Below are 21643 nucleotides of genomic sequence, written 5' to 3' on the forward strand. Positions count from 1 at the left end.
GATTTCAGAGGTTTTGGTAAAACTTGGCGTTATTTTTTGAGAAATTCAGTCCTTTGCAGGAACTCATGCTAAGCTTGATGTATGACGCCGAATCAAGAGTTGCTGTTTTCGTTTTTAAAGATCCCCCCGCAAGGGGAAGAACTTTCCTGGAGGGATCTGACCTCTGAAGAAAAAGCGGCCTTTTATGTGGACCTGACTTTTTTGGAATCAGCCATCAGGTTTATGCAGGATGAACAGTGGCTCTTGGCCAAGCAGACGAATTTCTCCGAACAATATCAGAACTTTCTTCAAAACATCTTTTCTTCAAATCTTCTTTCGCTTCAATATCTTCAGGAACCTCTGATCCGACTGAATGCTCAACAACTTAAGACGCTGGTAAAACGCGCTGAAGAGCAGGAAAAACTCTTTATCTTGCACATTCAGCAGATGCCCATGGACCAGCAACGACGCTTTATGCGGAAGGCTTTGCAATTGATGGTGCAGGTGTTTCAGCATGAACACGTTTTGGTTCAGGGGGGTAACACTCGAGCTCGTTCACTGGCGTTTTCCCTGTACCGCACCTTTGATGGGCTGGATCAGATTTTCGGTTTGGACTATTCTGCCGACATCGGCATGAAGACAGATTTGAAAATAAATGAAAGATTGTATGAGGGTGCAGGGCTTGGCGTGCAATCCTCCTATTCGACACTGCTGACAGCGTTACGGGAAATCAATCCCAGTGAGGGGTGCCGCTTCATTGATCTGGGGTCAGGATACGGACGGGTGGGACTGGTGATTGGATTCCTGCGCCCGGATATTGATTTTATCGGCTATGAATACGTCAAACACCGCGTGGACATTTCCAACGTTTCAACGGTCAGGTTTGGGTTGGAAAAAAATGTCCACTTTTACACGCAGGATCTGGCGGAAAAAAACTTTAAAATTCCCGAGGCCGAGGTCTATTACCTTTATGATCCCTTCAGCAAAGAGACTTATCTGCATGTCTTAAATCAATTGGTGGAAGTGTCCCGGCATCGCCGTATTGTGGTGGTCACCAAAGGCAACGCCCGCTTATGGCTGCAAGAGGTTGCAACTCAAGAGGGCTGGCCCGAGGGGCGAGAGTTTGATCAGGGGAACCTGGCCATCTTCGCCAGTCAGTAGCTATTTAACGAACTTGACTTGAAATTTTTGTCCCTTGATGCGACCTTCACGCAGCTTTTGTAAAGCCGTGTCGGCGATCTTGCTGGAAACTGCCACATAGGAAATGCGATCCTGAATTTCAATCTTGCCCACATCCGTACCGGCCAGTCCCGCGTCACCGGTCAAAGCCCCCAGAACATCCCCCGGACGAAGTTTGTCCTTGCGACCACCAGAAATGGAAATGGTCTTCATCGGAGCTTCCCGCAGATTTTTATTCAGACCATATTGATTCTTGAATCCCAATGACGGACGCTGAAACTTCACCCCGGTCAAATCACTGAAGGCGGTCAGTTTCAAAGTGTCCTTGGGATGCGCCAGGGTGACGGCGATCCCGGTTTTACCAGCGCGTCCTGTACGCCCAATGCGGTGAACATAGGTCTCAGGGCTCAGAGGCAGATCAAAGTTAATCACCAGCTCCAGATGGTCGATATCCAAGCCGCGAGCGGCCACATCGGTGGCCACCAGGATACGATGGGATTTGTTGCGGAACAAAGCCATCACGCGGTCGCGTTCCCGCTGTTCCATATCCCCGTGCAATGCCCCGGCAGGCACGCCCTGACTGGTAAGAAGTTCGGCGATGCTATCCACGGCAAGCTTGGTGTTGCAGAAGATGATGGTCGAATCTGAGGGATGCTGTTGCAGGACGCGCATCAGGGTGTTGGTTTTATCATCGTCCTCACTGTCATAGACGATTTGTTCAATGGCGTTGGTGTCGTCTTCTTCTTCGATGATCACCTGTGTGGCATGGCGCTGGTATTTACGGCTCAGATGCTCAATGGATTCCGGGAAAGTGGCAGAGAAAAACACAGTCTGACGTGAGCCCGGCAGGTCGCGCATGACGGTTTTGATTTCATCTGCAAAACCCATATCCAGCATTTTGTCAGCTTCATCCAGAACCACAGTTTTGATGCCGGAAAGGTCCACTCGACTGCGAGCCACAAAGTCCGCCACGCGACCCGGGGTCCCTACGGCAATCTGCACGCCGTTTTCCAGGGACTGCACCTGTTCGCGACCGGACTGCCCCCCAGTCAAAGAAAGAACCTTCAGGCCTGGCAGACGGCGGCCCAGTTTGCGAACCTCTCCCACGACCTGGGTTGCCAGTTCCCGGGTCGGGCACAGGATCAGGGCTTGCAAATAAGCTTCTTCAATTTTTATTTTGTTTAAGATCGGCAGGGCGAAGGCGGCGGTCTTGCCGCTGCCGGTTTTGGCCTGACCGATCATGTCCTTACCTGCCAACAACAAAGGCATGCTTTGTTGCTGAATGGGTGTCATCGCTTCAAAACCCAGTTCCTGAAGAACTGTCAGCAGTTCTGAAGAAAGCGGCAGGGATGAAAAGTGATTTTCTGACACAGGAACCTCGATGAAAAATTGAAGTTATTCCTTAGCAGAAATTGCAATGAGGGGCCAATAAAATGAGTCGGTAAGAAATAGATTCCCGAAAGGGGGCTTTTATGGCATCACTGGCGTCACTATGGTGCAAATCGGTCAGATCAATAAGCTCAAAGTCATTAAACGCGCAGAATTCGGAGTCTTCCTTGACGGAGACAGCGATGGCGAAATTCTTTTGCCTCGTCGATACATGCCGGAAAAATGTGAGCTGGGTGATGAGCTGGAAGTTTTCATCTGCTACGATTCTGAAGACCGTCTGATGGCAACGACTGAAATGCCTTTTGCCATGGTCGGTACGTTTGCCAACTTACGTGTCAAATCCATGGAGCGTGTGGGCGCTTTCCTGGATTGGGGGCTTCCGAAAGATCTGCTTCTGCCTTTCAGCGAGCAGACACGGGACTTGAAAGTCGGGCAGTATGCCGTCGTGTACCTGTATCTGGATAAGAGCGATCGTATTTCCGCCTCCATGCGTTTGGAGCGATTCATAGACAAAGAGCCCGGTACTTATGAGCCCGGTCAGGCCGTGGACCTGTTTATCGCAGCAAAAAGTGATCTGGGATATAAAGCGATTATTAACAACCGCCATTGGGGGCTGTTGTTTGGGAACGAAGTTTTCCAACGTTTGGATTATGGCCAGAAACTGCAAGGGTATATCAAAAATGTGCGCGACGATGGAAAGATCGATCTGACCTTGCAGCAGCAAACCGGGTACAAGGCCGCCGCAGGGATCGCAGAAAAGATTCTGCAGGTTCTGAAAGAGCGCGGCGGTTTCCTGCCGATCAATGATAAGACCGATGCTGAAGTGATCTATGATCTCTTCGGTGTCAGCAAAAAGAAGTACAAAATGGCCTTGGGCGGGCTTTACAAACAGCGCCTGGTGACCATTTCAGATGATGGTTTGCGCCTGGTGGGGCCATCCTAGACCTGTCGGGGGAGTCCACCCCAGATTCCCTGAAGTTTGGTCATTTTGTGGGTTTTGTTATATAAGTATTTGATTTTATGAATTTTATTGGATTTTTGGGGCTTCAGCCGGAAATCTCGGTCTGACGGGAATTTCTCCAAAATCTGCTCATTTGCACAAAACCCATTTTAATTGTTTCACTTTTGCCCGGAAGTTCGCTAGAAAATCTAACTAGAAGAATTTAGTCTCTGGAGAGTTTTCGGGCATAGGGCCCAGGACCTCTTAAGAGCTTCCCAAAAGCAAATCTTAGGAGGTTTATATGGGTAAAAAAATCTACGTTGGAAATCTTTCTTATTCTTTGGATGATCAGTCTTTGGCTGATACTTTCGCTGAATTCGGTAACGTTGAATCTGCACGCATCGTGATCGATCGTGAAACTGGTCGTTCTAAAGGTTTCGCATTCGTTGAGATGTCTACTGATGACGAAGCAGCAACTGCAATCGCTAAATTGAACGGCGTTGAGTTGATGGGTCGTGCGATGAACGTATCTGAAGCTAAACCAATGGCTCCTCGTGAGAACCGTGGTGGCTTCGGTGGCGGTCGTGGCGGCGGCGGCGGTGGCCGTGGTGGCTTCGGCGGCGGTCGCGGTGGTAACCGCGGTTAATTTGAGATTTTCATCTTAAATTCCAAAAGGGCAGGTTGATAAAACCTGCCCTTTTTTTATTTCCAAATATCTTCCGCCCCCGTGAAACTCTCAACCCTTTGAAATGTTCTGATCCATTGCTTTTGTTGAGTGGCAACTTCGTTCCTATTTGTCCGCGTGTAGGTAGAGTCAAAATGTATTGGCATCTTCTTTGAATTAGTTTCTTCTTACAGGATCTTCTGGTGGCAATGAGGCCCCAGAGATTTCTAAAGGGGGAATTATGATTCGACGCACACTTCTGGCAGCCTTTTTCCTATTGATTTCCTATCAAGCCAAAGCCGCACAAATTGGTTTTGTTGAAACTGCGGGGAATGCGTGTGAGTTGACTCCCGGGCGCTATGATCTTCAGGCCGCAGGTGAAGGGCGGGTCGTTATTCCGTCGGGTCTTTATGTGAAGAAAGAAGAAAACAGCCGGATTGCTCGTGGCAGTTGTACGTTTGCACTGACTTTGCAGGCCGAACGCGGGAAGAAGATTATCGTGAAAGACTCCCGTCAGCTTTTAAATTTGCGTGCTTATCCTGTGAATACAAGGGTACGCGCCGAGCTTGAGATCTTTAAGGCCGGAACACAAGGGGCAAAACAAAGTCTTGAGGTGCAGTCCACCGAAACCGCGGAAAAGTTGACGCAATATCTGGGACAGCAGGATGTGATAGTGGAAACGGCCTGTGGTGGATCAGAAATCCTGCGTGGAAACCTTTCGGCAACTATTATGGGTGAAGGCAAGGCCCGCGCGTTTGCCAAGAATCTGACATTGGCAATTGAAGAAGTCAGCTGTCAGTAGGCGTCGCACCACGGTCGCGGTGTGATGACCTTGGTGATTTCATTGGCTCTCATATACAAAAACTCAGGTCCCACCGATAAGCGCAAGCGTTCGCGACGTTGAGAAATGCGCGATACGGTGCGGATCTGACCATACCCCAGTCCATCGGTCACAACGGTTCCACTCATTCCTTTCAAATTCCACTTCACTGTTCTTCCAGCAATGGGATTGACATCGGCCTCGGTCAGAATTGTTGAGACAGTTCCTTCAGAGTCCCGACAAAGAAGTCGGAAGTGAAGAACCACAAAGACCTCTTTGTGGCAGTCCTGGTTGCGGGAATACCCATAGCCAGTGTCACAGGTGTTAAAGGTTCTTTCGCTGTAGCCCAGTTCTTCAGAGCCGCGGTCCAGCCCCAGAAAAGTCTGAAGGGCGACGTAGTCGATTCTTTTTGAAGAATCGGCGTCTTCTGTCACGGCCGTGGGAATGCTTGGGGAAGCTTCTTTTTTTGGAGAGCTGCTGCATCCTGCGAGAAGGCATACCAAAGCCGCGAAAGTCCACTTCATGGGCGTCACCTCAAAATTGATCTTCAATTAGAGTAGGTCAAATCAGGCAAATAAAAAAGAGCTCTGTTTCAGACAAAGTGTAGAACTCTTTTACAGGAAAGGCCCCAGGCGCTGTGTAAAAGGGGATTGCCTGGGGCTTTGTTCAAAGCCCCTTCTCAAATCAGGGCAGGGAGCAGTCAACTATTTTGCAAAGGCATAGATAAGGCTTCCGCCCTTCAACATTCCGATCACTTTGTCGCGCAGATTGTTCGCCACCGCAGGACAACCCCAGCTGCGTCCCTGGATCACGCTGGATTCACGCACATAGCTTGCACCATGAATCACGACGGCCCGGGCTCGGGCATTTGAGTTTGTGCTGGAAAGTCCATCCAGCTTTAGCGACAAGCCGTGTTTGCCATAATATGTTTCTGCGGCTCGGTAGTACCCCAAAGAGCTCGCATTGGAGCCGGACTTATTACTGAATTTTTCGGCATAGCCATCATGATTTGAATCGGAACCTTTGCCGTGCGCCGTATGAATTGACATGACGTCACCAGACGACAGATTCACGATGAAGAAGCGGGCTTGTGTGGAACGCTTTCCGAAATCAATCAGGGAAATATATTTTTGATTTTTGAAGCGGGACCTGTTGTTTTCAAAGTACACCACAGCTTCGGCCAGCGCCTTGGTGTTGATCAGGCGCTGAGGATCAAGGTGATCATATTTTTGTAGGATACTTTCGGTGCTGGTCGCCTTCAGATCCACAAGAGATGAGTCTTCAGATTCAGGTGCCTGAAGATCCGCGACCGATTCGACACTTTCAGTGTTTGAAAGGGCTTGTTCCGTATCTGTGTCGTCGGGAAGTCTTGCGGCCTCTGTGTAGTCTTGGCCTGAGCAGGCTGCTAAGGTGAGAAAAGTCGCGCCAATAATAGAAAATCGGGTGATCAAGTTCATTCATCCTCCATGATGAGTGTTCAGTTCTTGAAAGGATGCTAGCTGACATATGTTAAATGACGGGAAAAATGTTACCGGCTAATAATTTTTAAGACCTATTTCCGTGGACAATCCGAATACACTCAGATTATCCCTGCCCAAAGTTCAGTGAACAAACTCAGGTTCGACGACAAAGTCCTGCGCCAGCTTAAGAGGTGGCAAGGTTGCAGGTTAGGTGTTTTTATTCCAGGTAACTGGAGTAAGATGAAATCATGAACTTGCGATGAATGAAGTTAGCAATAACAGAATCTCGCAGGGACAAAGAGGAACGTGAACGGATCAAATGTTTGATCCCTCGCTAAAAGAAGGAGATCTAACGAATTGCATGTTACTTAGATGATGACAATAGAGATTGCTTTTTAGTGACTCTGATTGAACTCAAACAAGAACATTTCGTTTCCTCCCAATCCTCTGTGCCCATGTGTTTTACACATGGGCATTATTTTTTGCAGGCACCGTGGAAATTGCTTTCTATACTGGGGACTCCAACGAAGGGAGTTCTTATGAATATCTGTGGCTGGTTTGAAATTCCGGTAACTGACATCACCCGCGCGATGAAGTTTTACGAACAGTCTTTTGATGTCACCATGAAAACCATGGAGATGGGGTCAACCAAAATGGCTTCTTTCCCTTGGACAGAAAAAGCCGAAGGGACAACGGGAGCCCTGGTTCAAGGCGATGGCTACAAGCCTTCACACAGTGGCAGTTTGGTCTATCTGAGCGTTCCCAGCATCGATGACACCCTTAAAAAAATTGAATCCAAAGGTGGTAAGACTTTATCCCCCAAGAAAAGCATCGGGGAGTGGGGCTTTATTGCCACCTTTGAGGACTGTGAGGGCAATCGCGTGGCTTTGCATTCCGCGAAATAGGTCTTGAAAGTCAAGAACGCCCCCGTGGGGGCGTTCGCTAGGTCACAGACTTAGTTACCGCAGACCTGATCCAAGGTCACCTGGTCCTTGTCCGGATTGAAGATACGGCCCAAACGGCCCTTGATGCCGCCAGAGCTGCGGCGTTCGATTTCACAGCTGTCCACTTTGGCAAACTGATCAGAAATCATCAGACGGTGAAGGCTGACACGCAAAGTGTTCAGCGCCGTCTGTGCTTTGACTTTCGTCATGATAGAGTTTGTCAGTTTGTTGGCAGCATCCAGGACGTGCATCAGGTCTGTCATACCCACATTAAAGCGCAGTACTTCCGCTTCATAGACTTTCACCATATTGGCATGGGCTTGAACGGCCGCATCGTATTGTCTTTGGGATTCAATCAAAGCCCCCAAAGTCACTTCCACCAGGTTCGCCTGTTCGAACTGCAGTTCTTTTTTACGCAAACGCAGCTGTTCGATGTTCAGGTTGCTGATCTTCAAAGACGGGAAGTAAGCAAAGCCGAAGTTCACAGAGCCTGTTTGTTGAAGATCTCCGAAAGAACCGTTGGATCGGGTTGCACCCAAAGAGCTGCTGCCCAGGAAGCTGAACGCTTTGCTCCACTTTGACACTTGCGCCGCTAAAATCATGGAGTTCATTTGTTTGTTTTCCGGCGATTTTTCAAAGATCTGATTCAACAGATTTTGTGGCGACCAGTTTTCAACCGGGGAAGCTGGGACAGATGCAGGTTGAAACACGATTTCTGCCGTCAATGGCAGGCCCAAAAGTTCGCGCACGGCGGCTTTTTCGCGACGGATGAGCTCGTCCACCTGAGAAACTTGAACCAAGGCCATCTGAGTTTGCGCTTGAGCTTGCAGGTAGTCTTCTTTGCGGATGATGCCCAGTTCGGCCGGAAGGCGCAGCTGTTCCTCGATACCCTTCATGTTTTCGTACTGAACCTGCAAGGCATCGCGAAGCTCCATATCACCCAGAATAGTCATATAGATCGAATACGCTGAAGAATATCCGTTCAACTGAGCGATGTAGTAAGAGTTTCCTTGGGCGCGTAGCAGGTGGGCACTTTCTTTCAGGTCCAGCCAGTTACTTGGCATCAGGAAAGGAAGAAGGAAGGAAACAGAGGTCAAAGCAAAGCTCGGTCCGCTGGAAATCACGGCACCCAAATTGACAGAAGGCAGAAGATTGCCACGGGCCACGTTCACTTTTTCTTTGGCCTGGTAGACTTCGTTCAAAGAAATCGCAATTCCGACATTGCGCTCAAGGTACATGCGACGCAACGACTCCGGGTTGATAACCACTGGTCCTTGCGCGGATTTGGGCGCTGCAAAGGCGCCGGAAACGGACACAAAGAAGGCGAGCAATAGCGGCGTTAGAAATTTCATGAAACCCTCCCAAAAAATCGAGCACAGAAAGATTTATTGGGGGGGCGCGACCTTGTCAAACGGAGTGTTATACGGACCCCAAAATAGAGTGAAAACTCGTTTGGAATCGAATTAAAACGCTTTTCAGAAAGCCATTCGGGTCCTTTGGGTGTGGCTTGCCTCAAGTTGAGCAGGCCATCACCTAAAAGTTTGATCCCCGGAAGGCTGTTGTTAGAATAGAGGCCAATCGGAATTCGATTTCTAGGAGTTGTACGTTGGAAGAGCAGAAGTCGTTTCAATATAGCTTTAATCAGCGCAATAACATGCTGGTGGTCTCGTTTTCAGGAGAGATCAACACACCGGTTTTGTCGGCTTTGGAAGCCTGCCGACAAGAACTTCTGGCAAAATCAGAAGTGCGTTGCGTGGTGCTGTATTTTCAGGATGTGGGAGCCATCAGTTCTGACGCGATCCCATGGCTGGCGCAGCTGCAAAGGGATATTCGCTTAAAGCAGGCGGAGGTCCGTTTGTGCGCCTTGCCGCTGGGACTGAGAGAACGCTTGGTGCGCATGGGAGTCGTCCGGGGGTTAGAGATCGCTGACGATCTGAAATCAGCACTTTTGTCCTTCAGTCGCGCCGCCTGACATGCTATCGTGGCCGTATGAAATCATATAGCTTTAAAAAATATCAGCCTGCGGGCTTGCGTGTTTGGCACTGGTTGAATGCTTTGGCCATCTTCGGACTTTTGGGGACTGTGTTGCTGCGAAAGACTTTCTTAAGCTGGCGCACCAATGCGGCCCTGATTGAAGAAAAGATCCAACAGGCCGGAGGAGCCATCACTCCGGAATTGGCCAAAGATATCGCTGTCAGCATTCGCACTCCAATGTGGGACTGGCACTATGTACTGGGGTTTTCCCTGGCGGCTTTGCTGGTTCTTCGCATTCTGGTCGGCATTTTCTCAGTGAAAACCTGTCCTGCGGCGCAGGCGGCAAAGGCCACATGGAATCTTTCCAAGGTGCCGGCTTCGGACAAAGGCAAGGCCGTTCACTACGCCCTGGTTCGCACGGGGTATGCTGTGTTCTATCTGATGACAGTCTTTATGGTCTTTTCCGGACTGGTGATGTACTTCAAGGAAGCCCTGGGGTTGGATAAATCAGTTGTCAATTCCATCAAAGAAATTCACGAACTGTCGATGTGGTTCTTTGTCGTGTTCGTGGCCGGGCATCTTGTCGGGGTGATCGTTGCGGAGCTTCGCGGTGATCGCGGCTTGGTTTCAGACATGATCCACGGTGGCAAGAAAGAATAGTTTTTAGCCAAGAACAAAAAGCGTCAGGTACAAATATCGACGCTTTTTTTATTACTTGCAGATGGAAAGTCCGCGAACGACTTTTTGGATCTCAAGATATTTCTGTCCACGTCCCTGAGGACGCAGAACATCCCAGTAGGACTTGCGGCTAAACAATCTGCCATCACGGCGAAGTTGATCATCCATCATGTGCAGGGTGCAGTTCAACGTGGTCTCAGGTGTTTTAGAATCACCCTTGTTGCAGCCCGAAGAATAATTGTGTTCTTTGCCGGCGTGGAGCTGAATCACCCCCGCCAGTCGGCCATTGGGGCCTTGAGCTCTGTTCATGCGGGGATCCGTGCCACAAGTGGATTCACCAATAGTCATGACATTGATGATGGCGATCCAGATGATTTTTTTCTCGGAGCTGTCCAGTGAAGAATACGAGGGGCAGATTCGACGCAAGTCTTCGGTGCCTTCAAACAGATAAGCAAAGTCATTGGTATTGAGATTCTTGGAGATGGATTTGCCCCATTTCCCCAGCCCGGTTTCGTTGACGAATTTAGAACATTCCTGCCCCAAATTCCGACTTTGATTGTAACGGAAAAGATCAAGATAAGACTGGTCTCCACCAACGGAACTTCTTAATTGTCGAAGTTGATCCACGGTTTCTGAAGAAGCCCCCATGCAGGCTGCTGACGTGCACGGAGCCGAGGCGCCATCGCGTTGATAAAGGCTGCCGCCGCTGGTCGATACTTTCGCTGATGCCTGCGCTGTCAGCAAGAATGCGAGTATTGATATCAATCTTTTCATAAGTTCTCCGACATTACTGCAAAGCAAGCATGATGCCGAAGTCTCAAAACGAAATGAGGAGGCTCTCGGAGCCTCCTCATGTTCATTTTCAATACAATGTAATGCCGAAACTGCGCTGTCTCATATTGAGACGAGCAGCATGTTAATCGCGGTACTGGCGCTTGGGAGCGCGATGGCGTTTGATGCCACTGTGATCGCGACGCTCGGAAGAGAAGCCACCACCACGTTCACTGCGCTCGCTGCGTTCTGCGCGGAGAGGGCGTTCAGAACGCTCACTGCGTTCAGAGCGCTCTGCACGTGCAGCCGGGCGCTCACTGCGTTCTGCTGGTGCTGCCTCTGTGCGGGCTGCAGCAGCACCACCACGGAAGCTGGCGCTGGCGCCGCCACCGGAATTGGAGCGGAAGCCACGAGAAGCACCGGTGTCACGGCGACCACCGCCGAATGGGCGGCGAGCACGGAAATCATCACGGTCACCATCGTTGTCACGGCCGCGAGAGAAACGGTTGTCTTTTGGATCACGCGGCAAAAGCTCGCGAGGGATACGATCACCCATGTAGTCCAGCATCAGATCTTTCTTCACAAACACGTTCGGGAAGTAAGCGGCAATAAAGCGTGCCAGAAGCTCTTCTTTGGAAAGCGCTTTCAGGTCGATGTCTTCCGCGTGGATCAGATCCTGGATCAGGTCCATCGCCAATTGCAATGGCACTGATTCCGGATCCATGGTGCTGACTTTGTCCATCACGTCTTTGATCTTCAGGCCGGCCACTTCATCCGCAGAAGGCACAACACCTTTGGTCAGAACGGCTTTCGTGTTTTGCATCACTCGGCGAAGAAGAGTCAGTTGCTCCGGGTTCACCAGAGTGATTGCAGTTCCTTTTTGACCGTTACGACCGGTACGGCCGATACGGTGAACATAAGACTCAGAATCCCAAGGCAAAGAGTGATTGATCACGTGAGTCAAGTCTTTGATATCCAAGCCACGAGCCGCTACGTCCGTCGCCACGATGACTTTAACATGACGCTGTTTGAATTTCTTCAATGTCGCTTCACGTTCCGCCTGGGATTTATCACCATGCAGGGAATCCGCCGGGAATCCACGCTGAGTCAGAATGTCAGCAAGTTCCGCCACTTCCATTTTCGTCTGGCAGAAGATGATGCCGTAGAATTCAGGAGCGGTTTGCAACAGACGTGCAATCACTTCGGTCTTATAGGAATTTTTAACTGTGTAGTAAACCTGCTCGATGGTGTCAGCTGTGCCGCCCACTTTGTTGACGGATACAGTTTCTGGATTTTCAAGGTAAGTGGAAGTCAAACGACGAACTTCAGAGGACATCGTGGCAGAGAACAACCAAGTGCGGCAAGCCGCACGAACAGAATCAGAATCATCCGGTTGTGTCGCGCTCAGGATGGTTTCCAAAGCCTCTTTGAAGCCCATGGAAAGCATTTCATCGGCTTCGTCCAGAACAACGGTTTTCACGCTTTGAAGCTTGATCATTTTTTGTTCAAGGAAGTCCACCAGACGGCCTGGTGTCGCGACAACGATGTGAGCACCGCGTTTGATGCCATCGATCTGCGTGCGGTAAGAAGCGCCACCATAAATGGTGACAACGCGAACGCCTTTTTTCTTGCCCAGCAAAGTCAGCTGTTCTGCTACTTGCAAAGCCAGTTCGCGCGTCGGGCTCAGGACCAACGCTTGAGTGTCTTTGGTGGTGCTGTCGATGTTTTCGATCAGCGGAATACCGAAGGCTGCAGTTTTACCTGTGCCTGTGGATGCCAGACCGATGAAGTCATTGGCACCGGCCAGCAGAATCGGCAAAGCCTGACGCTGGATCGGAGTTGGAGTGGTGAAGCCCATGTCTGCCATCGCAGCCATCACGGGTGCACTCAGTCCAAAGTTTTCAAAATTATCTACGGTTGTCAGTGGAGTCATTAGAGACCTTTCAGGTAATGGAAGTGGTCTCAAATATAAAACACCGTATGTGCATTGTTACCGCACCGATTGCGGTAGATCCAAGCCCACTTCTAAAGATGCGACAAGATAGTCGATCTTGGCGCGAAAAGCTTTATAAATTTTTAATTTTTCCCAGAATAATGAACTATTTGCATAAAGGAAGGGACTTCACAATAGCAGCGATGTTATTGATTTGTTGGTACTTTCCGCCAGATTTGATCACCGCCCAATAGACCCCGGAGCTAACCACAATCCGGCCTTTGCTCTTGATTTGTTTAGCCATGATCCCGACCCCGCAGTGCAGGTTGAGGTAAGGATCCAGAATGGTTTTTCTGGGGTCCGTCGGACTGAGGTTCTTATCCTTTTGCCAATCAAATTTGCAGAAAGGCGCCCATTGCACGTCCTGATAGGACAACTGGAGCAAGCCCTCGGAATAGACGGCCTTCCCTGTCACCGGGTCGCTGCCCATGGTCGTTTCCTGCATGCGGGAAACGGGACTGTAAGCGCTCTCATATTTTGCTATGGCCACGAAGAGTTGGGCCCAGGCATTGGCGCGCTGGTTGTTGTCGAGTGAATGATAGCGCGGGCAGAAAGACTCGATGTCGTCGGCGCCCGGCAAAAGGCTGTTCCAGTCGTTTAAGATGAGCTGTTGGAGATATTCCGACCATTTGGTTCTTTCAGGATACTTGCTGCTTTCCCAGGCCAGGGCCTGCATTTTATATCCCGGTTCCGGCTCAGGAGTCGGAGTGGGCGTTGGCTCCGGCGTTGTGCCGCCGCCGGTGTCTGTGTTGCCATTGTCAGTCCCTGGATCAACAGCCCCGCTGCTGTTGTTATCATCCAGTGTGGTACTGGGAAATTGGCTGGATTTTGAACAACCTGTGAACAGAACAACGAGTGAAATCAGCATGGCTGCGAATGTATTGTTTTTAACTGCATTGTGATTCTTTGTTGCGATCATGTGGAACCCCCGCTGGGCTTACAGAGCAAGGGCAGGACCATGTGAGGGGACTCTATGTTTGTCGAAGTGCTTGATATCCTTTGGACTTTTTAGAGAGAAAAATCGCGAATTTGATCTTTTTTGTGTACACTCTGGGGTGTGCTTAAAAGGCAGGCATATTTTCTCAAAATTTTTGCAGCCTTAAGAAGTAAAAAAAGTTATACGAAGGACCTATGATTCATTTATCCAATATCACCAAGCAGCAAGGTAACAAAGTCCTCTATCGCAACGGATCTTTCCAGATCAATGCCGGAGAGAAAATCGGTCTGGTCGGCCCCAACGGCGCCGGTAAAACCACCATCTTCCGCATCATCATGGGCGAAGAGGGCATCGACGGCGGGACAATCTCCAAGTCTGATCGCACGGTGATTGGTTATTTCTCCCAGAACATCGAAGAGATGAAAGGGAAGTCAGCCATTGAAGAAGTGAAGTCGGCGGTGGGCAACATCGGCGACATGCAAACCCGCATGCAGGAATGCGAAGCCAAGCTGGCAGACCCGGATCTGGATCCGGATGAGATGATGAAGATTCTGGAAGTGTACGGCGAGATGCAGGCGGAGTTCGAGCGTTTGGGCGGTTACGATCTGGAGTCCCGTGCTGCGGAGATCCTGACCGGTCTTGGAATCGGGCCGGATGACTATCATCGTCCGACCGAGAGCTTCTCGGGTGGTTGGAAAATGCGTATTGCCCTGGCAAAAATCCTGGCGCTGAACCCGGAAGTTCTGCTGATGGACGAGCCGACGAATCACTTGGACGTGGAGTCCATCATCTGGCTGGAAGAATGGCTGGTGAACTTCAAGGGCGCGATCCTGATGACAAGCCACGATCGTGATTTCATGAATCGCCTGGTTGGAAAAATTGTCGAAATCGCCAATAAGACCATCACAGTTTACGGCGGCAACTACGACTTCTATGAAAGAGAACGCGACATCCGCAAAGAGCAGTTGATCGCGGCTGCCAAACGTCAAGAGGACATGCTGGCCAAAGAAGAGGAATTTATTGCGCGCTTTGCGGCCCGTGCCTCTCACGCAGCGCAAGTGCAGTCCCGTGTGAAGAAGCTTGAAAAAATTGATCGCATCGAAATTCCTGACGAAGAAGCTGAAATCAAGTTTGAGTGGCCTGTGCCGCCGCGAGGTGGTGATGAGGTTGTGAAGTTTGAGGGGCTTTCCAAAATCTGGAAGCGCGATGATGGCAAGGAAAAACTGGTTTTTTCCGGAGCCAACGCCTTGGTTAAACGCATGGACCGCATCGCCGTGGTCGGGGTTAACGGAGCTGGTAAGTCCACGCTGTTAAAGATCGTGGCCGGTCATGCAGAGCCCACAGATGGAAAGGTGGCCCTGGGGGCCTCCATTAACGTGGGTTACTTCTCGCAGAACTCATTGGATGTTTTGGATCCGAAGATGACGATCATTGATGAAGTTCACTCGCGCATGCCGAATGCGGGACTGGGAACAGTGCGCAGTTTGTTGGGGGCATTCAAATTTTCGGGCGAGGAGGCGGAAAAGAAGATCTCTGTCCTGTCCGGGGGAGAGAAGTCCCGCGTGGTTTTGGCCTGCATCCTGGCGCAGCCGGTGAACTTCCTTATTTTGGATGAGCCGACGAATCACCTGGATATCAAATCCCGTGAATTGTTGCTGGAAGCCATCAAGGAGTTCCCGGGAACAGTCATGATCGTAAGCCACGATCGTCACTTCCTGCGTGCCGTAACAACTCGCGTGTTCGAGGTTGATAAAAATCAACTGCGTATCTACGAAGGCGATTACGAGTACTATCATCACAAAAAACAGCAAGAGCTTCGCGCTTAATGAACGGCAAAAAGACCCTGGATCTGCGGCAGTTTAAAATTCCACTGGGGAAGTTGTCCTCGGTGGAAAAGTTTAAGACCCGCGCAGGGGACGTTCTTTCTTATCGCACTTATTCCGCCTGGTCGGAAAACCTAATCATTCTTTATCACGGCGTGGGCGGCGACAGCAGGTACATGTGTGTGCTGGCTTCCGCGCTGGCAGAGGCGGGGTTGGGCACGGTGATCACACCTGATTTTCGTGGCCATGGCGCCAGCCTGGGCAGCGGTGACAGTCTCTCTCCGCATCAGTTGGAAATCGATCTGGAAGAATTGCTCATACATATCAAAATGACCCGGCCGGCGGCTCGGGTGTTTCTGATGGGGCATTCTTTAGGCGGTGGATTTGCTTTGCGAGTGGCGGTGTCGGACCTGCGCAAACAGTTTGCGGGCTTTGTCGCTTTGGCACCTTATCTGCCGTTGGAGCTTAAGGCCTTTAATGAAGGTGCGGAGTCCTGGCTGCAGTGGAATTCCGACGGAGGCTTCACGGTCCAGATGGAGGAGATCTTCAGAACTGGCGCTGAAAAACTTTCTTACAGCGCGGCTTACTTAAAAGCCGTTTCGCCACCAGCACAGATCCTGGAGGAATTAAAACGTCAGGCGTCACCAGTGACGGTGATTATCGGCCGGCAGGATGAGGTGGCCTCTGCCTCTCGTCAGCAGGAGCTTTTCAGTTCGGTCGGGGTGAAGGTTCATCTCATTGAGGGACTGAATCACCTGACACTTGTCTCGAAACCGGATCAGATTCTTCCGTTTATGCCAGAATGATTCATCTGCATTAAATCCTGCCGTTCGGCTAAGAATTTTTAGCAAAATTCATAAAGCTTCCCCGTAGTCCTGCCGAAAAGTTCTACGAAATAACCAAAAAATTGAACGTAGGTGGTGGTTATGAATTCAGAGTTAGGGGCTTTTGCCCTGAGGCAGGTGTTTGCCTCGCTCGCTGTCCTGGGGCCGATACTTATCCTGGTGGGCCTTTGTTACTTCCTTTTCAATCAGGATCGACGCAGTATCATCTTGTATATTGGGGGCGGGCTGTTGTTGACGGTGATTGGTGTGACCTGTCTGTACTCCGAGCTGCGTACGGAGGATTCGCGGGCCCAGGAGCGGGAGGCCGAGCTGCAGCAGGAAAGAGCGGATTCTTTGGCCAGCGAATCCGCTCAAAAGTAGTTAGTGAGTTTTAACTTCAGTCCAAGCGTCTTCATAGAGCTTGTTGTTGTCGCCCTGATCCTGGATGCGTTCCAGCTTTTTCAAGGTTTCTTCTACCGGGAACAAAGCTTTGTTGTTTTGTAGTTCTTTAGGCAAAGCGACGCGGGTGTTCTTCAAAACAGGTCCCCCCAGAATGGTTTTTACGCGGTTGATTTCGGCTTGCTCGCTGAGCAGGAAGTTGATCAGCTTGTGGGCTGCCTCCGAGTGTTTGGCGCCTTTAATAATCACCAGATTGTCGATGGCCAGGGTGCCACCTTCTTCAGGAATAATATACTCAATTTTTCCTGGAGACTTTTCCGCAGCCTGAAGGGCATCAGAGGAATAGGTCTGAGCCGCCGCCACCTCTTTATTGTTCAGAATGTCGATCGTGTCAGAGGCAAACATCTTCAGGGACTTTTTAGCCTTCAGAAGACTTTGTTTGGCTTTGTTGATTTCTTCAGGATTCGTAGTGTTGACGCTGTAGCCATGCATTTTTAAAGCAGCCCCCAGAGTTTCCCGCACGTCATCCAAAAGGGCGAATTTGCCTTTGAGTTGTGGGTTGTCCAGAAGATCCTTCCAGCTCTTGACGGAGCCCTTGTAAAGGTCCCGGTTGACCGCGATTCCTGCCGTCGTCCAGATGTAGGGTAAGGAGAACTTGTTCTCCGGGTCGAAGTTCTGTTTTAGGAACTGTTCACTGATCAGATCTTTGTTAGGAACCTGGTCCATCTTCAAAGGCTCCAGCAGATTCATTTTGGACATGACTTCCACCATGTAGTCCGAAGGCACAGCGACATCAATGCCGGAAGAGCCCATTTGTACTTTGGCCAGCAGCTCCTCATTCGAGGAATAGTTGGAAATATTGATTTTGATTCCGGTTTCTTTCTCAAACTGAGCCTGAAGTTCCGGGGAAAGATAGTTGCCCCAGATAGACAGATTTACTTCTTTGGCTTGGCTTGTTTCCGCCGTTTTCTTTGTACATCCTGCAAGAAGCCCACAAAGAGCCAGTCCGGCCATCAATATTCTCGACATTTTTTTAATTCCTTCATATTGTTAGAGGCATGTTGGAACTCCTGAATATCGGCAAAAGTTTTTCCAGTCAAACGGCGTTGAAGGGAATTAATCTTTCCATCGGCGAGGGTGAGTTCTTTTCTTTGCTGGGCCCGAGTGGGTGTGGAAAGACAACACTTCTAAGAATCATTGCCGGTCTTGAATCGGCCACCAGTGGGCAAATTCTTCTGGATGGTCAGCGCGTGGATCAGCTTCCGGCGCAAAAACGCCCCTTCAACATGGTCTTTCAGCGCTATGCTTTGTTCCCGCACATGAGTGTGGGCGAAAATATCGCCTATGGTCTGCGTTTGCGGGGTCTGTCCCGTGATGCTATTGAAGCCAAGGTTGCCGAAGTGCTGGCGCTGGTGGACATGGGCGAGTTCCGCGATCGCAAACCTGACACGCTGTCGGGGGGGCAAAGTCAGCGCGTGGCGGTTGCGCGCGCCCTGGTGAATGAACCACGTGTGTTGCTTTTGGATGAACCCCTTTCGGCGTTGGATCATAAAATGCGTGAACACATGCAAAAAGAGCTTCGGGCCTTGCAACAAAAGTTGGGTCTGACTTTTATTTGTGTGACGCACGATCAAGAGGAAGCCCTGGCGCTTTCGGACCGTATTGGCATCATGAGTCGGGGTGTCCTGGAGCAGATCAGCTCCCCCCGTGAAATTTACGAGAATCCGGAGACCATCTTTGCCGCCCAGTTTGTTGAATCTACCAGTATGTTGCGTGGAGAGTTGGTCGAGGTCAGCGAGGACTTGGCCACCATTCGTTTGGGGGATGGCAGCCTGATTAAAGGCAAGATCAATGTGCCGCCGGATCAGATTCGTCTGGGAATGAGCATTGAGGCCTATGTACGCCGAGCGATGGTTTTCGGAGAGCGCGCCAAGTGAAGCTGCGCGATCTTTTTCTATTGCCTGCGGCATTGTGGTTTGCGGTTTTTATTCTGCTTCCGGTTCTTATCGTCGTGATTGTCAGTTTTGCCACCCGTGGGACTTACGGGGGACTTGATTGGACGTGGACGCTTCAGAACTACTCGCGGGCGTTTTCATCCACCTATCTGGGGATTTTTCTTGAAAGCTTTCAGCTGGCCCTTTTAACCACGTTCATCTGTCTGGTGGTCGGCGTTTTGATTTCCTGGGCAATGGCCACAACGTCGCCAGGCATGCGTCAGGTGTATTTGATGGCGATGGTTCTGCCATTTTTAACCAATCTGGTGATTCGTATCTATGCGATTCGAATGTTTGTCGGGGTCGAGGGGCCTTTGCAGGCGGGGCTGTCTCTGGCCGGGGTGCCATTTGATCCCTATGCGCTGACGCAGAACAAAGCTCTGGTGCTCTATGGGATGGTGACGACGTATTTGCCGTTTATGGTGCTGCCTGTGTACGGAGCTTTTGAGAAATTTGATTTCTCACTGGTGGAAGCTGCGCAGGATTTGGGGGCAGGCATCTGGCGGATTCTTTTTACAGTGATCCTGCCAAATTTGAAAATGGCTTTGTGGGCGGGTTCTTTGTTGGTGTTTATACCCTCTTTGGGAGAATACGTGATTCCCGATCTCTTGGGTGGAGCTAAAACCATGCTTTATGGAAACCTCATCACCGAGCAGTTTTTAAAGTCCCGTGATTGGCCTTTTGGTGCGGCCCTGTCAGTCTTGATGATGGTTCTTCTTCTGGGAATGGCGGCGTTGTTCCGTTTGTGGGAGTCACGACATGGCAAGTGAAGAACGTCGTCGCCCAGCCGCCCCCAAGGCGGCCACCGTGGTTTTGTGGTTGATGCTGATTTTACTTCACACGCCGATTGTGGTGATGATTTTCGGTGCGTTGATTGAAAAGACGCCGGACTCGTGGAGCTGGACATTGCGATGGTTTGCGGAAGTCCTGTCCGACCAGGCGCTGATGGATGCGCTGGTCAGCAGCTTAAAGGTCGGCTTTGCCGCCAGTGTGCTTTCAACTTTAATTGGTACTGCGGCGGCCGTAGGACTGCATCGTTCGGCAGGCGTGGGGAAGTGGGCTGTAGAGGGGCTCTCGGTGGTGTCATTGATTTTCCCGGAGATCGTTTTTGCCCTTTCACTGCTGTCACTGTTTTTTGTTCTTAAGTTCGAGCTGGGGCTTTTGACGGTGGTGATTGCGCATGTCAGCTTCAGTGTTTCCTATGTGATGATGACGGTGGGGGCAAGACTGGCCACGATGGATCGATCCTATGAAGATGCCGCCCGGGATCTGGGAGCCAGTGATTGGCAGACTTACCGTACCGTGGTCCTTCCTCTGTTGATGCCGTCGATCGTCGGCGGTTTCATTCTAAGTTTCTTGTTGTCCTTTGATGATTTCCTGATCACGTACTTCGTCAATGGTGTGGGCACGGATACGTTGCCGGTGAAGCTTTACACAGCGATGAAGTTGGGTGTCAGCCCGAAACTGAATGCGTTGTCCAGCTTGATGTTTGTTATGACTTTGCTGGCGCTGATTTTCTTCTTCCGTTCTTCCGCGTTCCGTGTTTTCTTTGAGTCTGGCCGGAGGACTCATGGAGAAAGCACAAAGAAAGAAAATTCTTAGCTGGGCGTTTTATGATTGGGCGAACAGCGCCTATTCAACGACTGTCATGGCGGCATTCTTCCCCGTTTTCCTGAAACAATACTGGAGTATTGGCGCGGATCCTATTGTAACCACCGCCCGTTTGGGGGTGACGATTTCCGTGTCCAGCCTGGCCGTGGCCCTGATGAGCCCCACACTGGGGGTTATCGCCGACATGAAGGGCTTTAAAAAACTTTTTTGCATGCTCTTTACAGTCATGGGTGTGGTCTCCTGCGCGTGGATGGGATTTATTCCCAGCGGGGATTGGGTGAGTGCTCTGTGGGCCTATGCATTGGCACTGTTTGCGTTTAACGCAAGCAGCGTCTTTTATGATTCTTTGCTGCCGTATGTGGCACCGACTCGCTATATGGACTATGCCTCCAGCCTTGGATATTCCCTGGGATACTTGGGCGGCGGTCTTTTGCTTTTGCTAAATGTACTGATGGCTCTTCATCCGCAAAGTTTTGGAATTCCTGATGCGACAGCAGCGACGAAGTTGTCCTTTATGATGGTGTCGGTGTGGTGGCTTGCGTTTTCCTTGCCGCTTTTTAAAAACATCCCCGAGCCTCAAGGGGGCCAGTCTTCCCATAATGTGTGGAAGCTCACCCGAAGCAGCCTGCAAACCCTGAAAAAGACTTTAAAAGACCTTCTGCATGAGCGGAATTTGTTTTTGTTCATGGCCGCCTATTGGCTTTATATCGACGGTGTTTACACCGTGATGACGATGGCGGTGGACTATGGGATCTCCATCGGCTTTGAATCCAAGGATCTGATTGCGGCGCTTCTGATCACTCAGTTTATCGGCTTCCCGTGCGCGTATTTGTTCGGAACCATGACGGGGCGCTGGGGGACGAAAAAGCCGATTCTGGCCTGTATTTGTGTCTATGGGGTGACGGTCATTGCGGCGACTCAGATGTCAGCGGCCTGGCACTTCTATCTTTTGGCCCTTGTTATCGGGATGGTTCAGGGTGGGGTGCAGTCGCTCAGCCGCTCTATGTTCGGCCGTATGATCCCGAAGCAGGCCAGTGGTGAATACTTTGGTTTGTTCAATCTGGTGGGTCGTTTCGCCTCGATCCTGGGGCCGTTGGTGGTTGCAGGGGGCGCTTTATTAACGGGCAGCTCACGTCTGGGGATGGTGGGGCTGTTGGTTCTTTTTGTTGTGGGTGGTGGACTGCTTGCGATGGTGCAAGAGCCTGAGCGCCCCTAGGATACGGCCAAGATCACCTTTTTACCGAGACTTCTGATATTTGTGGAC

22 protein-coding genes are annotated in these 21643 nt (G+C 50.5%); 14 read left to right on the forward strand and 8 right to left on the reverse strand.

What is annotated here, in order from left to right; all coding sequences use genetic code 11:
- The first annotated feature begins 81 nt into the window (after positions 1 to 81).
- A complete protein-coding gene (locus ACZ5ZZ_RS06015; RefSeq protein ID WP_464141733.1) occupies positions 82 to 1140 on the forward strand; it encodes a class I SAM-dependent methyltransferase in 1059 nt (352 codons plus the stop codon).
- Here the strand turns inward: ACZ5ZZ_RS06015 and dbpA are convergent, their stop codons facing one another.
- The gene (gene dbpA / locus ACZ5ZZ_RS06020; RefSeq protein WP_464141735.1) at positions 1141 to 2529 is read right to left on the reverse strand and encodes an ATP-dependent RNA helicase DbpA; all 1389 of its coding nucleotides are present in this window, start codon (positions 2527 to 2529) and stop codon (positions 1141 to 1143) included.
- A 121-nt stretch (positions 2530 to 2650) separates the two neighbouring features.
- Here dbpA and ACZ5ZZ_RS06025 point away from each other — a divergent pair, with 121 nt between their 5' ends.
- The 3 genes from ACZ5ZZ_RS06025 (at position 2651) to ACZ5ZZ_RS06035 (ending at position 4953) form a co-directional block, all read left to right on the forward strand.
- Positions 2651 to 3490, forward strand: coding sequence for a CvfB family protein (locus ACZ5ZZ_RS06025; RefSeq protein WP_464134361.1), 840 nt, complete (start codon positions 2651 to 2653; stop codon positions 3488 to 3490).
- Between the two features lie 298 nt (positions 3491 to 3788).
- Positions 3789 to 4133, forward strand: a complete 345-nt coding sequence (locus ACZ5ZZ_RS06030; protein WP_262552546.1) for an RNA recognition motif domain-containing protein — start codon at positions 3789 to 3791, stop codon at positions 4131 to 4133.
- 259 nt (positions 4134 to 4392) lie between these two features.
- Entirely contained in the window at positions 4393 to 4953 is a 561-nt protein-coding gene (locus ACZ5ZZ_RS06035) for a hypothetical protein (protein ID WP_464141737.1), read from the forward strand.
- Here ACZ5ZZ_RS06035 and ACZ5ZZ_RS06040 read toward each other — a convergent pair.
- A complete protein-coding gene (locus ACZ5ZZ_RS06040; protein ID WP_464117551.1) occupies positions 4947 to 5495 on the reverse strand; it encodes a hypothetical protein in 549 nt (182 codons plus the stop codon). The two genes, ACZ5ZZ_RS06035 and ACZ5ZZ_RS06040, sit on opposite strands and share 7 nt — an antisense overlap.
- A 180-nt stretch (positions 5496 to 5675) precedes the next feature.
- On the reverse strand, positions 5676 to 6428 hold the full coding sequence (locus tag ACZ5ZZ_RS06045; RefSeq protein WP_464141739.1) for a murein L,D-transpeptidase catalytic domain family protein: 753 nt from the start codon (positions 6426 to 6428) through the stop codon (positions 5676 to 5678).
- Positions 6429 to 6970: 542 nt separating this feature from the next.
- On the opposite strand from ACZ5ZZ_RS06045, the gene ACZ5ZZ_RS06050 reads away from it, so the two are divergent.
- A complete protein-coding gene (locus ACZ5ZZ_RS06050) occupies positions 6971 to 7336 on the forward strand; it encodes a VOC family protein (protein ID WP_464141741.1) in 366 nt (121 codons plus the stop codon).
- A gap of 50 nt (positions 7337 to 7386) precedes the next feature.
- On the opposite strand, the gene ACZ5ZZ_RS06055 is transcribed toward ACZ5ZZ_RS06050, so the two are convergent.
- Positions 7387 to 8727, reverse strand: a complete 1341-nt coding sequence (locus tag ACZ5ZZ_RS06055; protein WP_464134368.1) for a TolC family protein — start codon at positions 8725 to 8727, stop codon at positions 7387 to 7389.
- Between the two features lie 254 nt (positions 8728 to 8981).
- Between ACZ5ZZ_RS06055 and ACZ5ZZ_RS06060 the strand changes: the two genes are divergently transcribed.
- Both ACZ5ZZ_RS06060 and ACZ5ZZ_RS06065 read left to right on the forward strand, forming a co-directional pair.
- A complete protein-coding gene (locus ACZ5ZZ_RS06060; RefSeq protein ID WP_464117546.1) occupies positions 8982 to 9347 on the forward strand; it encodes an STAS domain-containing protein in 366 nt (121 codons plus the stop codon).
- Positions 9348 to 9364: 17 nt separating this feature from the next.
- Positions 9365 to 10009 (forward strand): cytochrome b/b6 domain-containing protein, encoded by a 645-nt coding sequence (locus tag ACZ5ZZ_RS06065; protein WP_464141743.1) that lies wholly within the window; start codon positions 9365 to 9367, stop codon positions 10007 to 10009.
- A 51-nt stretch (positions 10010 to 10060) separates the two neighbouring features.
- Here ACZ5ZZ_RS06065 and ACZ5ZZ_RS06070 read toward each other — a convergent pair whose 3' ends face one another.
- The 3 genes from ACZ5ZZ_RS06070 to ACZ5ZZ_RS06080 form a co-directional block, all read right to left on the reverse strand.
- Positions 10061 to 10801: a hypothetical protein gene (locus ACZ5ZZ_RS06070; protein WP_464117544.1), complete on the reverse strand. Its 741-nt coding sequence runs from the start codon at positions 10799 to 10801 to the stop codon at positions 10061 to 10063.
- Positions 10802 to 10943: 142 nt separating this feature from the next.
- Entirely contained in the window at positions 10944 to 12731 is a 1788-nt protein-coding gene (locus ACZ5ZZ_RS06075; RefSeq protein WP_464141745.1) for a DEAD/DEAH box helicase, read from the reverse strand.
- A 166-nt stretch (positions 12732 to 12897) separates the two neighbouring features.
- Positions 12898 to 13710: a hypothetical protein gene (locus ACZ5ZZ_RS06080; RefSeq protein WP_464141747.1), complete on the reverse strand. Its 813-nt coding sequence runs from the start codon at positions 13708 to 13710 to the stop codon at positions 12898 to 12900.
- 212 nt (positions 13711 to 13922) lie between these two features.
- Between ACZ5ZZ_RS06080 and ACZ5ZZ_RS06085 the strand changes: the two genes are divergently transcribed.
- The 3 genes from ACZ5ZZ_RS06085 (at position 13923) to ACZ5ZZ_RS06095 (ending at position 16756) form a co-directional block, all read left to right on the forward strand.
- Positions 13923 to 15554, forward strand: coding sequence for an ABC-F family ATP-binding cassette domain-containing protein (locus tag ACZ5ZZ_RS06085; RefSeq protein WP_464134372.1), 1632 nt, complete (start codon positions 13923 to 13925; stop codon positions 15552 to 15554).
- The gene (locus ACZ5ZZ_RS06090; RefSeq protein ID WP_464134375.1) at positions 15554 to 16357 is read left to right on the forward strand and encodes an alpha/beta hydrolase; all 804 of its coding nucleotides are present in this window, start codon (positions 15554 to 15556) and stop codon (positions 16355 to 16357) included. Before ACZ5ZZ_RS06085 ends, ACZ5ZZ_RS06090 begins: the two co-directional genes overlap by 1 nt.
- Before the next feature lie 120 nt (positions 16358 to 16477).
- Positions 16478 to 16756: a hypothetical protein gene (locus tag ACZ5ZZ_RS06095; RefSeq protein ID WP_464117539.1), complete on the forward strand. Its 279-nt coding sequence runs from the start codon at positions 16478 to 16480 to the stop codon at positions 16754 to 16756.
- Here the strand turns inward: ACZ5ZZ_RS06095 and ACZ5ZZ_RS06100 are convergent, their stop codons facing one another.
- A complete protein-coding gene (locus ACZ5ZZ_RS06100) occupies positions 16757 to 17803 on the reverse strand; it encodes a polyamine ABC transporter substrate-binding protein (protein ID WP_464141749.1) in 1047 nt (348 codons plus the stop codon).
- A 29-nt stretch (positions 17804 to 17832) separates the two neighbouring features.
- Between ACZ5ZZ_RS06100 and ACZ5ZZ_RS06105 the strand changes: the two genes are divergently transcribed.
- The 4 genes from ACZ5ZZ_RS06105 to ACZ5ZZ_RS06120 are packed head-to-tail and all read left to right on the forward strand — an operon-like array spanning position 17833 to position 21595.
- Complete coding sequence (locus tag ACZ5ZZ_RS06105; RefSeq protein ID WP_464117537.1) at positions 17833 to 18711, forward strand: ABC transporter ATP-binding protein; 879 nt, start codon at positions 17833 to 17835, stop codon at positions 18709 to 18711.
- Positions 18708 to 19538 carry an ABC transporter permease gene (locus tag ACZ5ZZ_RS06110; protein ID WP_464134381.1) on the forward strand — a complete coding sequence of 277 codons (831 nt, stop codon included), beginning with the start codon at positions 18708 to 18710 and terminating at the stop codon, positions 19536 to 19538. The genes ACZ5ZZ_RS06105 and ACZ5ZZ_RS06110 overlap by 4 nt, the downstream gene beginning before the upstream one ends.
- Positions 19528 to 20370, forward strand: a complete 843-nt coding sequence (locus ACZ5ZZ_RS06115; RefSeq protein WP_464134382.1) for an ABC transporter permease — start codon at positions 19528 to 19530, stop codon at positions 20368 to 20370. The genes ACZ5ZZ_RS06110 and ACZ5ZZ_RS06115 overlap by 11 nt, the downstream gene beginning before the upstream one ends.
- Positions 20339 to 21595 (forward strand): MFS transporter, encoded by a 1257-nt coding sequence (locus ACZ5ZZ_RS06120; protein ID WP_464134385.1) that lies wholly within the window; start codon positions 20339 to 20341, stop codon positions 21593 to 21595. Before ACZ5ZZ_RS06115 ends, ACZ5ZZ_RS06120 begins: the two co-directional genes overlap by 32 nt.
- Positions 21596 to 21643: the final 48 nt, after the last annotated feature.

It is taken from the genome of Bdellovibrio sp. HM001 (assembly GCF_055397275.1).